Here is a 16,353-nt window from a genome sequence, read left to right as displayed (position 1 = left end):
ATGGCTACAAGAAAATGGGAAACCATAAAAGAATATGAAGAAATCCTGTTCGATTATTTCGAAGGGATAGGTCGTATCACTATCAACCGTCCACGTTTTCGCAACGCATTTACACCAACTACCACAATGGAGATCAGTGATGCCTTGCGTATCTGCCACGAAAATCAGGATATATATGTCGTAGTACTTACGGGCGCAGGCGATAAGGCATTCTGTGCAGGTGGCGACCAGAATGTGAAAGGTAAAGGCGGATATATCGGTAAAGACGGGGTTCCCCGTTTACAGGTGCTTGAAGTTCAGAAACAAATACGTTCGCTACCCAAACCTGTTATTGCGATGGTAAATGGTTATGCTATCGGTGGTGGTCATGTATTGCATGTGGTTTGTGATCTTTCCATTGCTTCTGATAATGCTATTTTTGGACAAACAGGCCCTCGTGTGGGTAGCTTCGATGCCGGATTTGGTTCTTCTTATCTTGCCCGTATCGTAGGACAGAAAAAAGCCCGTGAAATTTGGTTCCTATGTCGTCAGTATTCAGCACAGGAAGCTTTGGAAATGGGACTGGTGAATACTGTTGTTCCATTCGATCAACTGGAAGACGAAACCGTGAAATGGGCACACGAAATGATGCAACACAGCCCGATGGCTCTGCGTATGATAAAAATGGGACTAAATGCGGAGCTTGATGGACAGGCAGGTATTCAGGAATTGGCAGGAAATGCAACCTTACTATATTATCTGACTGATGAGGCGCAGGAAGGTAAGCATGCATTCCTTGAAAAGCGTAAGCCTGACTTTAAAAAATTCCCTAAGTTTCCTTGATATAAGAGATAATAGGGATGCAGTTAAAAACTCGGATTATTCCTTATACCCTTCAATTCAAGCGTCCGGCAGGAACTTCAAGAGGAGTGTATCTCGACCATAAAATATGGTATGTGGTTGTATCTTCCATATCAGAACCTGAACGATGGGGGATAGGGGAGTGTGCTCCTTTGTTCGATCTTAGTCCCGACTATGATGAGCAATATGAAGACCGGTTGCGACACTTCTGCAATAATCTGGAAAAAGAAGGGCAGTTAGATGTTGAGTCTTTACGTTCTTATCCATCTATATTGTTCGGACTGGAAACAGCATTGAGGCATTTAGAACAAGGCAGCTTTAAATTATGGGATACACCTTTCTCCAGACAAGAAAAGGGTATAGCTATCAACGGGCTTGTCTGGATGGGTGATTATACTTATATGTATGAACAGATAGAGGCAAAACTGGAGCAAGGCTTCCGTTGCATAAAGTTGAAGATTGGAGCTATAGATTTTGATAAAGAATTGGAGTTGTTACATCTGATCAGGAAAAGTTATGATGCAGATAAGATCACATTACGGGTGGATGCCAATGGCGCTTTTTCGACTGTAGACGCTATGGACAAACTAAAACGCCTGGCGGAACTCGATATTCATTCTATAGAGCAGCCAATAAAGGCCGGACAGTGGAACGAGATGGCGCATCTGACTTCTGTAACGCCTTTGCCCATAGCATTGGATGAAGAGCTTATAGGAATATACCGGCCAGAAGATAAAAAGCGACTGTTGGAAAAGATAAAACCACAATATATTATCCTGAAACCTACTCTGCATGGAGGAATTTGTGGATGTAATGAGTGGATAGAACTGGCCGGATCAATGAAAATTGATTGGTGGATTACATCAGCCCTCGAATCGAATATAGGACTGAACGCTATTGCCCAATGGTGTGCGATTTTCGATCCGGAGATTCCGCAAGGATTAGGTACAGGCGGATTATATACGAATAATATACATATGCCATTGCTAATAAAAGGTGATTGCCTGTGGAATACTACTGATGATACAAAAAAAGTAATACAAGATTTAAAAAACAAAACACATAATGAAATGTTTGATATGTAACTCCGATATGGAGTATTATTTCTCCAAAACATACACGGGAGAACCATTTGCTACCTATATGAAAGATATAGGAACAGTAAACTATTGTAAATGTAAGAATTGCGGCTTTGTGTTTTCCGAAACCCACAGTAAACTTCCTTCTCAGCTATGGGAAAAGCTGAACCTGGAATACCATCATTACTCTGAAATGATGAAAGCCCGAAGAGACCCGGACAGACCGGCAAATCCCTCCCCTTACTTTCAGCAGGCAGCCACTATAAACCTGTTGATAAAAAACGACATTATAGACCCGTCACCGATGCTCGATTTTGCCGGAGGCTATGGTACACTGAGTAAGTTATTGCAAAAATACTTTGGGCAGAAACTGTATATTTACGATCCTTACGTTCGACAAGAATCGTCAGACTATATTGCTACCGAAGATCTGAAAAAATATAAGGTTGTAGTAAACAGCGCTATGTTTGAACACATAATAAACCGGGATACGCTTGATCAGCTAAACAGTTTGGTAGACAGCGACGGATGCCTCATAATACACACCCTTGTATGCGAAAGAATACCTGCCGACCCAGACTGGTTTTATCTGAAACCTCCTGTACATTGTGCGTTCCATACCAACAAGAGTATGGAAATACTGATGGAACAGTGGGGCTATGCCTCATCCATTTATTGTCCTGTAAGCAAAACCTGGGTACTACTGAAAAAAGAAAGAAAGAACCTTTCCGAAAAGATAGAGGCTGTGAATGTAGAACTGCAACAGGATTATCTTATTTACAAAAAGGGGTTTATTGATTACTGGAAAGGCTTTTAGATAATGGAAAACAGGATTACTGGATGCACCCGAAGATACATTGCCGGAAATCAGATATCTGTGGCAGAATCCGTTTTGCTCTGTCTTTGTTTCTTTACTCTTTACTCTTTAGTTAAAATATAGATATGTATCAATTATATATAAAACGGCAGGCAATTACCATAGAAGGAGGAACATATCTTCCCGATGCATTCAGAGGAAAAGGTATTCCTGCATTTGCCACAAAATCGGACTTTCACAGGGAGTTATACCTTTTCTTGCAGAATTGGTTTTCCCGTTCACCTTTCCTGAAGGTAAAAACTTCTGGTTCTACAGGCACACCAAAGGAAATGTTGGTGGAGAAATCGCGTATGATGCAAAGCGCTCAGCTAACCTGTTCTTTTCTGGAATTGAAAGAAGGAGACAAGTCTTTGCTTTGCATGTCCCTGGATTATATTGCAGGCAAAATGATGGTTGTCCGTGCGCTGATTGCAGGGCTCGACCTGTATCCGGTATCACCATCGGGCAATCCTCTGAAAAATAACGATATTACCTACGATTTTGCTGCTATGATTCCCATGCAGGTATATAATAGTCTGCAGTCTGATATTGAACGTAAGTGCTTGGCTGGGATCAGGAATCTTATAATAGGAGGAGGCGCTATCGATACGCAATTGGCAGAACAGCTCAAAGGTTTTCCTAATGACATATACTCGACCTATGGCATGACGGAGACTCTTTCCCATATTGCCCTGAGGAAGATTAATGGGAATGATGCTTCGGAAAACTACATGCCGTTTTCATCCGTTAATCTTTTATTATCGCAAGAAGGGGCTTTAATTATAGACGCTCCTTTGGTGAGTCGGGAAAAACTATATACAAACGATATTGCCGAAATAAACGATGATGGCAGTTTTCGTATATTGGGCCGTAAAGATAACGTTATCAATAGCGGAGGTGTAAAGATACAGATAGAAGAAGTAGAAAGACTCCTGAAGCCATATATCAACAATCCCTATGCTATAACCTCATCCACTGACCCCAAATTTGGAGAAATCGTAGTTTTAGTTGTAGAAGAAGATATCGATCCGCTTATCTTTGAAGGTAAACTGCCTGATTACTACTTTCCTAGAAGGATTGTTAAGGTGGATTCTATACCCCTCACTGAAACAGGGAAAATAAACCGTCCGGCTGTAAAAGCATTGATTGGCTAAGCAGGACATCATGTTCTATTGTCGTTCTAATATTTGCTTTGCTTACTTCAAGACAATTAAAAACCAATGGGAATAGTATTAATTTCATTCTTCCGGTCAATATTTAGCAGATATAAGGTTCTGAATTCATCAGAATTTGTATGTGATGGAATGATAATATGTTGATACATAAAGTTTTGAATTAGAGGGAGTGGCGTAGGCAATTATTGGATGGAAAAATGATGCAGTCAAGTGTAAATTATATAAATTTCGTACGTTTGCCCTGATGATTCGTATGAATAACTAGGTTATTTGTTATATTTGCATTATAAAAACCTATATAAAATATTAACTCTCAATTAAAAACAGAAAACATTATATGTATCTTTTTATAAAAAAAGTAATACTATATACAATGTGTAAAGCCTTTTTTTTTGCTGAAAATTTGGCAGTTAGCTCTATTTTGTTAGAGAGAGAGAGAGAGAGAGAGAGAGAGAGAGAGAGAGTAACAAATTATCCGGCGTTTGTAATAAAATCTTTACCGGGATTTTATCGCATTGTTGTGTTTTTATCCCAAGTCAGGTATTTCCCTTTTATTCCGAAAATCAAACTACCAGTAACAGGGCAAGGAATTACATTAACATCCTTGTCATTGATATCTTACAGACCGAATGATCCCTTTTATTTATGTTTATAAAGAATACTTCTGAAGATAATCTGCTATGGGATAATTTCCTCTCGGGAAATGAGGAAGCCTACGGCTTGATTTATGAGAAATATTCAAAAAAATTGTTTATTCAGGGTTTACAGTTTACTTCCAACAGGGAAGTAATAGAGGATTGTATACACGATGTATTTGTGAAAATCTATAAAAACAGGGCAAACCTGAAATCACTGAATAATCTGAAGGTTTACCTCTTTGTAGCATTAAGAAATAGTATCATAACTGCTATAAAAAAACAAAAAATACCGTTCGAAACATTGGACGAGTCTGAATATGGTCAGATATCGGACAGCAGTAATATAGAAGACGACTTTATAAATAAAGAAAGTGAAACCCACAAACATACACTTGTAGCCGCCGCTCTACATTCACTGACCATACGGCAACGCGAGGTCATACACTATCGTTTTTATGAAAACATGAGTATAGACGAAATATCTGTGCTTATGGAAATGAATTATCAATCTGTACAGAACCTGATTCAACGGTCTTTGAAAAAAATAAATCAATTTCTAAAAAAAAGATAAAAAAGGTGAGTATAAAATAAAATCATTGAAGTCCTTTATATAGAACGTAAAACTTCATATGCTTTATTTATGCAGAATCAGGATTTAGGTAAAGACTATTCAAAATATACTTTTGAAGACTTTCTTCAAGATGATTTGTTTGTGTCTTCAATTAAGAATAGAGATACGGTTGAATTTTGGGAAATCCTGAAAAATGAAAATAAAATAAATTGGGAAGCATTTTGTTCTGCCAAGTATTTTCTGGAATCACAGGAATCATATAATGATAGCTCTGTATCCGATGCCGAATTATCCGGATTATGGGGCAATATTCAAATGTCTGCCCATACAAAAAAATATAAGAAATTAATATATATAGCCAGTTGCAGTGCGGCAAGTATTGTCCTTCTGTTTATGGCTTTGCCTTATATTAAGGCTGTATTTCAAACAGACGACACGCAGAATATAGTATTGTTTGCACAAGAAAATTCTAATATAAGTGACAATGAAAATATCCAGATAATATTGTCGGAAGATAATATAGTAAAAATTGAAGAAACCGAAACCAACATCGTTTATGATTCCACTGATATTAAAATAGCACAAAAAGAAGTTTCTAAAAAAGAATCGGCCGCCTACAACCAACTGATCGTTCCTAAAGGTAAAAGGTCCAAATTGACTCTGTCTGACGGGACTAAATTAGTAGTTAATGCCGGGACAAGAGTTATATATCCGATCGAGTTTTCTAAAAAAGAAAGGGAAATATATGTCGACGGAGAAGTTTTTATCGATGTATCGCATAACGAAAAGAAGCCTTTTATTGTAAAGACAAGCGATATGGATATCCGGGTTTTGGGTACACGATTCAATATAATGGCATACGAATCCGACCCCAATAAACAAGTCGTACTGGCCAAGGGATCGGTAAAAATACAAAAAAACAATAAAGCGGACGAAGTCATGCTGAAGCCATCCGAAATGTATGAATATAATAACGGCCAAAGCAGAGTGGCAAAGGTTAATGTGACACACTACATATCGTGGGTTGATGGTATGTATATATTTGAAAGCCAGAAATTAACCGATGTAGCGTTGCGGCTTTCCCGCTACTACGGAGTAGATATTGCATGCAGCGAAGATGTGAAAAATCTCAGATGTTCCGGGAAGATGGATTTAAAAGATAACCTGGAAGAAATATTTAAAGGACTATCTTTTTCTTTCCCTGTCGAAATAGAATACTATGATAAAAAATACATTATAAAGAAAACCTGATTAAGAACCTTAAACTAAGAGCCTATGCACAGAAAATAATCTAAAAAACATCGGATGATATCGCCAAATACCATCCGATCAAGATTCAAGTAGTTAAAATCGCCAAATATTTAACAATTAAATCTATACAAATATATGATAAATATGGATAGGTTTAGCACAAAAAGTGCTAATACTAGTTTAGCCCAAAGAGTTATGAGGATAATGATCTTTTTATTTTTAGTGGGGATGGGGATATCTCATGCGAGTAATACATATTCGCAATCAACTAAGTTAAACCTCGATCTGAGAAATAAAACCATAAAAGAAGTATTTTCCGAAATTGAAAAGAGTAGTGAATATATTTTCCTTTATAACGATGAAAATCTGGATATAACAAGAAAAGTATCTGTTAATATCCATAACCAGACAATAGACAAAATACTGGATCAGATATTTAAAAACACGAATAATACTTATTATATATCTGACAGACAGGTGTTTATTTCCGAAAAGAAAAACACTTCATCAAATACAGAAAAGATAAAACCCGAGGTAAACAAACCTGTGCAGGATCCGCGAATACTGATTAAGGGTACAGTCAAAGACCGTGACGGGGATCCGCTGATCGGCGTTACCGTTAAACCGAAAAAAAGAGGAATTGCATCAATAAGTGGTAATAACGGAGATTTTGTCGTCTATGTAGATAACATGGACGAAACACTCGTTTTTACCTATGTGGGAATGGAAGAATACCAGTTGAAATTAAAAACAGGCACTACCAACTATAACGTTGTGATGAAAAGCGTTCATACCGAATTAGAATCTGTCGTTGTAGAAGCCGGTATCATCCAGCGCAACAAATTGGGCTTTACAGGGTCTTACTCTACCGTAACACAGGAAGAATTGAAGGCTGTGGGTAATATGAATGTTCTTCAGTCACTGAAATCGTTAGACCCGGCATTTGTCATAACAGACAACAATCTGATGGGTTCCGACCCCAACACAATGCCTACCGTCACTTTGCGTGGAGGATCTACAATGAGCTTTTCCACCACATTGAACGATAATACTACAAATCCGAACGAGCCACTTTTCATTCTCGATGGATTTGTGACAAACCTACAGACCATAAACGACCTGGACATTAACCGGGTAGAATCGATAACACTGTTGAAGGATGCCGGATCGACTGCTATTTACGGATCGAAAGGTGCGAATGGTGTAATTGTCGTTGAGACAATAAAGCCAAAATCTGGTGAGGTAATGATCAATTACAATACTGATCTGCAGCTTGCCACTGCCGACCTGAGCGCTTACAATCTGATGAACGCCGCCGAAAAGCTGGAATATGAAGTTCGCGCAGGCCGCTATGGAGATCTTAACAACTATTATGGAACTAACGCTGCAGGTATTCAATCATATAACGACAACCTTAAGCGGGTATCCGACGGGATAGATACATACTGGCTGAAACTCCCTATCCGTACGGGATTTACCCAGTCACACTCTATGACCCTTTCGGGTGGTAACAAGGATTTTCTCTATCAGATAGGAGCTAACTATAAGAATACAGAGGGGGTGATGAAGGATGTCAACCGCCAGTCGTTCGGTGGGAATGTGCGCCTTACATACCGCAATGCGGAAAAGAAGTTTAATGTATCGAATAATCTATCGGTAATGGTTACGAACGGTCATAGCGGGTCGTGGGAATCATTCTCCTCTTTTGCAAAAGCGAATCCGTATTACAGAACGACCAATGACGATGGTTCAATACCCCGGTTTCTGGACGAAATCAGTTGGACTACTACTGGTCCGGAGAACACTGTAACGGCTGCCAATCCGTACTATAATTCACTATTGAACACATTCTCCGACTCGCGTACGACTTCGTTGACCAACAATCTGGGGATGGACTGGTTTATAACCGATCGTTTGCGATGGCAGGCCAACCTGAGTCTCCAGACTACAAGGAACGAATCGGAAAGCTTTAAAGATCCTCGCCATACCAGTTATAACGAAACCGACTACAGCCTGAAGGGGTCGTATAGTAATGGTTATGGTACAAATTGGGGATATTCGGCCAATACATCTATCAATTACGCGCAACTAATTAATGATGCGCATAATATTACCTTTATCGGTCGTGCCTCTATTGACGAAACAAACAGGAAAAATACTGGCTATACTGTCAGAGGATTTCCCGAAGGAGTTGAAGGTATCCCGAGCTATGCATACGGATATCCCGAAAGTTCGATCCCTTCCTATTCCAATATTACTGAACGTGGTGTAAGTGCGTTGGCAGCACTCAACTATAACTATAAATACCGCTACAATGTCGACTTCAACTACAATCTGGATGGAGCATCCACATTCGGCTCGAACAAGACGTTCCAGGGCTTCTGGAGTGTCGGGGCGGCATGGAATGTACATAGAGAAGCATTTGCCGAAAAATTGAAGGATTCCTGGCTTCAGGAATTGAAGTTCAGGTCTACTTATGGTATCAATGGTAACCAGAATGTAACTGCCGTCAGCGAAAATGTATATAAATATTATACAGGAAGCGATATATTCGGTATGGCTTCGTACCTGTCTGATTTTGCAAATCCCGACCTGAGGTGGCAGCTACGTAAGAAGTTCTCGGCCGGAGTAGACCTGACGATGTTTAATAAACGTTTCGCAACAACGTTCGATATATTTCAGTCGAAGACAGACCCTATGGTGATCGCCCTGGCGCAGAAACCATCGAGCGGACTCTCTTCCTATTCCCTGAATGCCGGATATATGGATACGAAAGGATATGAGTTTTCTGTTTCTTACTACTTCATCCGCAATATCAAAGACCGTATATCACTCAAAGCCCGTGTAACCGGAATGCATAATGTCAGCAAATACGGTGGGTTTGATAGCAGGCTTGATGAACTGAACAACGCTATTAACAGCCAAATTGATGACGACGGAAATACAATAAATATCAGAGAAAATGTAAACTCGCTTATCCGGTTCCAGGACGGGTACAGCCCTAGTGATTTGTGGGCTGTACGTTCACTTGGTATAGATCCGGCTACCGGAAGGGAAGTCTATCTTACCAAAGATGGAGTACCTACTCTCGTTTGGAATGCTGATAACCGTGTCGTTGTAGGCAACAGCACCCCCGATTTAGAAGGTGTATTCAATATCGATTTCAATTATAAGAGATTGAGTGTTTCCATGTATTTTCGTTACAGAATTGGCGCGGAAGCGTTCAACTCGGCCTTATACAACAAGGTGGAAAACATCACCACGGGTAGTCTTGTTTATAACCAGGACAAACGGGCCTTGTACGACAGGTGGTATCAACCGGGCGATATAGCCAAGTTTAAAGATGTGAATGTATCGGCTACAACCACGACAGCTCTGACCTCGCGGTTTATCCAGAAGGATGACCGCTTTGACGGGGAAAGCTTCAAATTCTCATGGGATTTCTCAGATCAAAACTGGATAAAGAATTTAGCGCTTCGCAGTTTAAGGATATCTTTCTCTATGAACGATATATTCCGGATCAGGTCAATGAAAGAAGAAAGAGGGATTGACTCTCCTTACCAACGGGCATTTTCATTTGGTTTAAGTGCAGGATTTTAACAACACAGATAAAATATAAAAAAATGAAGAAGATACATATATATATCGCATCGTTGATTTTACTGGCGACTTCCTTTGCCGGATGTAAAGACTGGCTCGACGTAGATCCTGTAGATAAGACCAAGGAATCGACACAGTATTCTACTGAAAGCGGAATAAACTCTGTAATGAACGGCCTTTACCGTTCCATGGACGACAATACATTGTATGGCGGATACCTCACACGCACTCTTATCGAATGTATGGCAAACAGGTATATCTACTATTCAACTTATGTCAATGGGACATACGCCGCATACACCATCAACAACTGGTCAAAATATCTATGGAATGCTGATTCGTATACAAATAGCGACGTGGAATCACAGGCAACTTCCATCTGGAGAAACGGATATTCACTGGCTTTTGATGTCAATAATTTCCTTAAATCCCTGAGAGAATCGTCAGTCAGTCTTACAGAAGACAAGCGGAACATACTCAACGGGGAGGCTTATGCCATGCGCGCGTACATCCATTTCGATCTGTTCCGCCTTTTTGGGCCTGTATATACCAACGCTGATGCTACGACGAAGATAATGCCTTATAATAGCCTGATGCTGGATAAGAACTTCGAAGAGGAAATGTTCCTGCTCACCGATCAGACAGCCCCGGCATTTATGGATAGCGTGCTTACCGATATCAACCGGGCGGAGGCATTGCTGGAGAAATCAGATCCCATCATCACTGATTTCAGTACTGCTGTGACTACAGAACTGTCATCCGAAAATTTCTATACCCAAAACCGTAACAGACGGATGAATTACTATGCTGTACGCGCCCTGAAAGCCAGAGTCCTTCAATATATGGGGCGGACGGACGAAGCAGTCCAGATTGCTCAGTCTATAATAGACAAGGTGGGTACGGTTGGTGCCGACAATACTACCCTAAGCGGATTTGCCCTGGCTACAGATATTTCATTAGATTACACATTATTCTCGGAAGTTATATTCGGCCTGCATGACCTGAGTATGTATTCAAAAGCCGAGAACTGGTTTACATCCGTTACCGCGCCGCAATCGGGATATTTCACATCCAATCACTATATAACTAATATATATGATTTGAGTTCGGGTGGCGATTACCGGTCATCGGCAATGAAAAACGCCGGTATTAACTTAAACGTTCATCCGAATCTCAGCAGTGTATGGTATGGCAACCGTTTTTCGGTTAAGACTTCATCCAGTCGTCCGGCAGGTCTGTATTTCCAGCCTTTGATCCGGCTTAGTGAAATGTATTATATAGTAGCCGAAAAATACATAGACGACAGCAACTTTATGGACGCCGCATCCTTGTTAAACGTAATCCTTGCGGCACGCGGGGTGGATAATTTGTATAGTATAGGCGGAGCCAACAATCCCGATTTGCCGAATGAGAACTCTTATACGACGGATAATTTCATGAAATTTCTGAGAAAAGAATATTACAGGGAATTTGGGTACGAAGGGCAGATATTCTTCTTTTATAAACGGCATAACAGCGACCAGATGCTAAACAGTAATTTCTATGATACATCAAATATGTTTCAGACCCTGGAGAATCCTACGGTTGCTTATACCCTACCTATACCTAGCGTAGAGACCAATTACTAATATTGAATAATTATGAAAACGAGCATGAATTGTAAAATTGGCAGAGCCAATCACAGTTTACCAAAGTACGGGATGATTTTGTCATGCGAGTTTTCATACATCCTTTAAAACAAAATTATAGTATGAAAAGATATCTATTTTATATACTTATACTTATCACTTTGCCTCTTATCTTCGCCGCCTGCGAAGATAAGATAGAAACCTATTCCAGCATGGACCGTGTCTATTTTAGTCAAAGTGATAATGACGGACAGCCCGACTCTCTCTATATAAACCTGAAGGAATACACGAGTGAAGGAATTGTATATGTGAATGACTCGGTAATTCAGGTTCCGCTCAAGGTGCTGGGAACAGTTTCCAGTGTCGACAGGACTGTATCTGTGGTTCAGGCCGATGTAAATTCATACAGCTGGATCAAGAGACGGCTGTGGGATAAGGCTGAAGCAGTATCAGGCACCGATTTTGTTATTGAGGATTGCATCATTCCGGCCAATAATGAGGTGGGTTATGCAAATATTAGGCTCAAGAACACAGATGCACTAAAAACCCGGAAAGATACGATTGTTGTAGCCTTGTACGTTGCTGACAACGAGAATTTTATAACCGATTATACGAATATGAACGGCAAGACCGACGCGACCTCGATCAATAATACGCAGGATTGCCGCATGTACCGCATATTCTTTTATTCAGACCTGAACGAAGCGCCGCGTATGTGGTATTATACATCTACTAAACCATCTTCCCGTGATCTTATCGAACTGGCTTATGGTGGTGGTATTCCTCAGTATTTAGGAGTATTTACGACCGAAAAGTTCCAGTTGTTCCTGGATGCGACAAACCTTGAAGCCGATATGTTTGAATTTACAGACAATGACTATGGCCTGGTAAATACAGAAAATCCTGCTACGATAACAGAAATCGGGGTAAGGAGGCTGTTTGAAGCCCGCTTTAATAGTCTGTCCACTATGTTTAGCCGTTGGGAGACACAGGTAAAACGTTATATGACGGGTAATCCCGACAGGTGGGCTGATTTCCCGGGCGATTCTATCCAATGGGGAGTAAGCGGCAGACAGGTTTATAACGGATTTACATTTACCGCAAATGGTTGGGGTGTCTGGAAAAAATAATAACTGAAAATAAAATTATAGTATGAAAATAAATAGATTATTATATGGCTTCTGCATGGTGGCGATGACTTTTGTCGCCTGTAACGACGATCTGGGGAATTATGACTATACGGATGTCAGTTCTATATTTTCCATAGACAGCCTCCCTACAGACAAAACCATGCAGGCAGGGGATACCCTGAGGCTGACTCCTTACCTGACACTGAATGACAGTCTGAACAGTACGATCGACGATTATAACTTCGAGTGGTACGGATATCTTAACCTCGATGCCTCGAGGACAAGACAGGAACTTGGTACTGAAAGGACATTGGTATTGCCGATCAAGGGCGACTGGGGAAATCTGACCAGTGGCAATCAGGTTATATGTAAGGCAATAAATAAGACTACGGGGATATTTGCCACATTTACTGTCAGATTAAATGTAGGCCTGGATTGTAGATGGGGATACCTTATCCTTACCAAAGAACCTGGCAGTACATTCGATGTGAGTATAATAGCCTGCTATTCGCAACCGAACACAGGACTGAGTTATTCGGGTACCATGGCGCCGACAAGTCCGCCTTTCCATTCGGGTCCTTACAAGTACACTTTCAAAAAAAATGTGTTCAGTAGTTTGGGGAATGTAGATCTTAACGCCAATCCGGTGGCTATAAACTGTGTCCTTGATAAATCAGGACCATATCTTGGTGCAGTGAAAGTTTCCGGTACTTCCGGCGATGGCGCTTACGAAGTAATATTAAACACTGACAAGTACTCTACACGGCTGAATATGCAGGATTATGGCACCAAATACGGTTCCGGCGACGACCGGAAAGACAGGCCGGACATGTATAACCTGACACAGATAGTAGAACCTTGGTCCGATGCGCTGAACAGTTCGGGCGAGTTCACGCCTGAAGTTATAGTTCCGCGATGTTATTATTCGAGTTCCTTTAGCACATTTGGGTCCTACTCTCTTACAGGTGTCTATCCAAACGGCAACCTGACTACCATTCGTTTCTATGCCAACAACAATTGGTATATTTATCATAGCGACCTGGTTTATCTGCAGGAACCTCTTAACCGCATATATGATTCCGGTACCGGTACTTTTTCGGCTCCTTACAAAGTAGCGCCTTATGTAGCGCCGCTCTCTTATAGCGCCGCAGTCTTCTTTAACGAAGATGAAAAACGGTTTATGCATAGTTCCGTCAGCACATCAAATCTGACGACCACACTCTCTACAACCCGGGCCAGCACTGAATCCGATTACTATATGATGTTTAAAGACACCAGCGACCCAAACACTGAACTGGTGTATATGGGAGATTATAACAGTTATGCTGAATTTACTGCCGGAGATGTAGGTGGTGCTCCCAATGGCTTTGCCATACTAAAAGGGTCGTCATCGGAATACAGATGCGTGGTCTTCAGATCTAATGCCGCCCATTTTACTAACAATACAGGAGTTCAGTTCAGGCGGTTCTATTTGCCGGAACAGGTGCAGAATGCCAAATTCTGGACGATGAAGAATGGGCATCTGTTCTGTGTAACCGAAGATAACAGGATTTACTCGATGCTGTGGGATGGCCTATCCAATGAACCTGCGGCTAATATTCAGGCTATGACTTTGACCACACCTAGGGGAAAAAATGATAGCTTTTGGTCTGAAACAACCTCCGACGGAGCTAAACGCTTCGAAGACATTACCTCTTCTATCATAACAGATTCTTACACCCAGGTAACTATGTTCAAGACTGTTGATGACAAGAACGCCAGATACTGGCAGATCGGAAACTATTGGGGATTGCCGTGCGGTTCAATTGGTATAGGCACTGCAGATCCGGCAAAATCCGTAGGTGATAACGGGAAACTACAACTTTATCAGTACTATCCGACCGAACATAAGCTGTATCTCAAAGAATTGTATAAACATGATGAAGGGACAGCAACGTTCAATACCTGGACAGGTATAGGCGAAGTTGTTGATGTTACATTCAAGTATTGGTAATTTACTGAAAGGAGTACAATATTTAAGATATTTATAATACCAAAAATTTTCAGAATATTCTCTGCAAAAGAACAATTTGCAGAGAATATTTACAAAACGACAAAAATGAAAAAAATAATTATCGCATTACTGCTCCTGTCTTTATGCAGCAGTAGCCTTTTTGCCCAGGGCGCATCCATTATCAATGGAGAATGGGATCGACAAAATCCCGGCGAAATAAAGCTATTTAAAATAAACAGAGGTGAGCTAAACCAGATTGCATCTACTAAGGTAACCGAAGACAAGAGGTTTACTTTTGCGTTTCTTCCTGAAAAAGAAGGATATTACGTGATAGGTTTGGCAGCTTCCGGCCCTAGAAACAGATATGCATTCTATTTCAAACCGGGAGATCAACTGAATGTAAAAATGACAGCAGACTACAGCTACGAATTGGTAGGTAATACCAACACTCCCGAGAATGAAGAAATCGCTCGCTGGCAAAAATTCAAATTTCCGATTGAAGAGAAGTCTGTCTATTATTTAGCGACAAAAAATAGAAGTACCTATGTGGATTTCTTTCCCTTATTTGAGGAAAAATTGGAAGCATTGAAGGAATATCCTGTCACTAAAACAGGTAATGCTGTATTTAATGATTCTTTTGAAAAGTACAAAAAGTGTGATATCCTGTTTTTAGCGATGAACTTTATAATGACTCCCCGGACGGCTCATCCGCAAGGAGAAGACTATCCAGACTATTATAGGAATATTAACGCGACTGATTTTAGCAAAGACAATTTTTTGATGGATTATCCGGAAGGCATAAACTTACTATCCAACACATATATGGCATCTGTAAGGCTGAATGAGAGCTTATCGAACGAAGATAAAACTGCCAGGATGTCAGATCCGGCTGCATTTTTGTTTGGCGGGCCGGATGATAATCAAATATTAAACCCGGAACTAAAAGGCGAGTTGACTTTGAAATACGCAAGAGCGAACAAAAGTGCTGTAGGATTCTCTGATTATAAGAAAAAATATGAAAAATATCTTGTTACAGAGAGTCAGAAGAAACGCTGGAATGCATTTGAAGCATCGTTAAACAAGAATGCCGTCGGAACAGATGCCATAGATTTTAAATTTCCGGATATAAACGGAAAAGAAATAGCATTATCCGATTTCAAAGGGAAAGTAGTATATATTGATGTTTGGGCTACCTGGTGCGGACCTTGTAAAAAAGAATTTCCACACCTTAAAGAGCTGGAGGCCGGTTACCATGGGAACAATGACATTGTTTTTATGGGAGTAAATATCGATATATCCAAAGATATTCAAAAATGGAAAAACTTTCTGGATAAGGAACAACTTCCAGGCATTCAGATTTTTGCAGGAGACAATGCAAACAAAGAACTGATGTCTTTATATAGCATAAAATCGATTCCACGATTTATTCTTGTAGGAAAGGATGGTAAGCTTCTTTTTGCAGATGCTCCGCGTCCTTCTTCCGCCGAAATTAAAAAGATTTTGGATGACGCCATAAAAAAATAATTTCTTCATCAGGAGAAGTTATCTTCATCTCTTTTATATAAACAACACTCTGGAATAGGGGGGATACT

General features: G+C 40.4%; 11 protein-coding genes. All 11 read left to right on the top strand.

The genetic code is table 11. The annotated features are described in order from the left end of the window. The 11 genes from menB to GGR21_RS12890 all read left to right on the top strand — a co-directional run bounded on the left by menB (position 1) and on the right by GGR21_RS12890 (position 16,285). Positions 1-822 (top strand): 1,4-dihydroxy-2-naphthoyl-CoA synthase, encoded by an 822-nt coding sequence (gene menB / locus GGR21_RS12940; RefSeq protein ID WP_183307656.1) that lies wholly within the window; start codon positions 1-3, stop codon positions 820-822. Positions 823-839: 17 nt separating this feature from the next. Beyond that, positions 840-1,925, top strand: a complete 1,086-nt coding sequence (locus GGR21_RS12935; RefSeq protein ID WP_183307655.1) for an o-succinylbenzoate synthase — start codon at positions 840-842, stop codon at positions 1,923-1,925. Continuing rightward, entirely contained in the window at positions 1,906-2,736 is an 831-nt protein-coding gene (locus GGR21_RS12930; protein ID WP_183307654.1) for a class I SAM-dependent methyltransferase, read from the top strand. The genes GGR21_RS12935 and GGR21_RS12930 overlap by 20 nt, the downstream gene beginning before the upstream one ends. Before the next feature lie 125 nt (positions 2,737-2,861). Then, complete coding sequence (locus GGR21_RS12925) at positions 2,862-3,929, top strand: AMP-binding protein (protein WP_183307653.1); 1,068 nt, start codon at positions 2,862-2,864, stop codon at positions 3,927-3,929. Between the two features lie 666 nt (positions 3,930-4,595). Next, positions 4,596-5,159, top strand: a complete 564-nt coding sequence (locus tag GGR21_RS12920) for an RNA polymerase sigma factor (RefSeq protein ID WP_183307652.1) — start codon at positions 4,596-4,598, stop codon at positions 5,157-5,159. Between the two features lie 69 nt (positions 5,160-5,228). Beyond that, positions 5,229-6,410, top strand: a complete 1,182-nt coding sequence (locus GGR21_RS12915) for a FecR family protein (protein WP_183307651.1) — start codon at positions 5,229-5,231, stop codon at positions 6,408-6,410. A gap of 144 nt (positions 6,411-6,554) precedes the next feature. Further along, positions 6,555-10,010, top strand: a complete 3,456-nt coding sequence (locus GGR21_RS12910; RefSeq protein WP_183307650.1) for a SusC/RagA family TonB-linked outer membrane protein — start codon at positions 6,555-6,557, stop codon at positions 10,008-10,010. Between the two features lie 23 nt (positions 10,011-10,033). Then, entirely contained in the window at positions 10,034-11,638 is a 1,605-nt protein-coding gene (locus tag GGR21_RS12905; RefSeq protein WP_183307649.1) for a RagB/SusD family nutrient uptake outer membrane protein, read from the top strand. 122 nt (positions 11,639-11,760) lie between these two features. Beyond that, a complete protein-coding gene (locus GGR21_RS12900) occupies positions 11,761-12,768 on the top strand; it encodes a hypothetical protein (RefSeq protein WP_183307648.1) in 1,008 nt (335 codons plus the stop codon). Between the two features lie 22 nt (positions 12,769-12,790). Further along, a complete protein-coding gene (locus tag GGR21_RS12895) occupies positions 12,791-14,761 on the top strand; it encodes a hypothetical protein (protein WP_183307647.1) in 1,971 nt (656 codons plus the stop codon). 105 nt (positions 14,762-14,866) lie between these two features. Further along, a complete protein-coding gene (locus tag GGR21_RS12890; RefSeq protein WP_183307646.1) occupies positions 14,867-16,285 on the top strand; it encodes a TlpA family protein disulfide reductase in 1,419 nt (472 codons plus the stop codon). Positions 16,286-16,353 lie beyond the last annotated feature (68 nt).

Origin of the sequence: Dysgonomonas hofstadii (assembly GCF_014196915.1) — a bacterium.
Classification (GTDB): Bacteria; Bacteroidota; Bacteroidia; order Bacteroidales; family Dysgonomonadaceae; genus Dysgonomonas; species Dysgonomonas hofstadii.
Note: the sequence above shows the minus strand (reverse complement) of the source record. Positions and strands in the feature narration are given on the sequence as shown.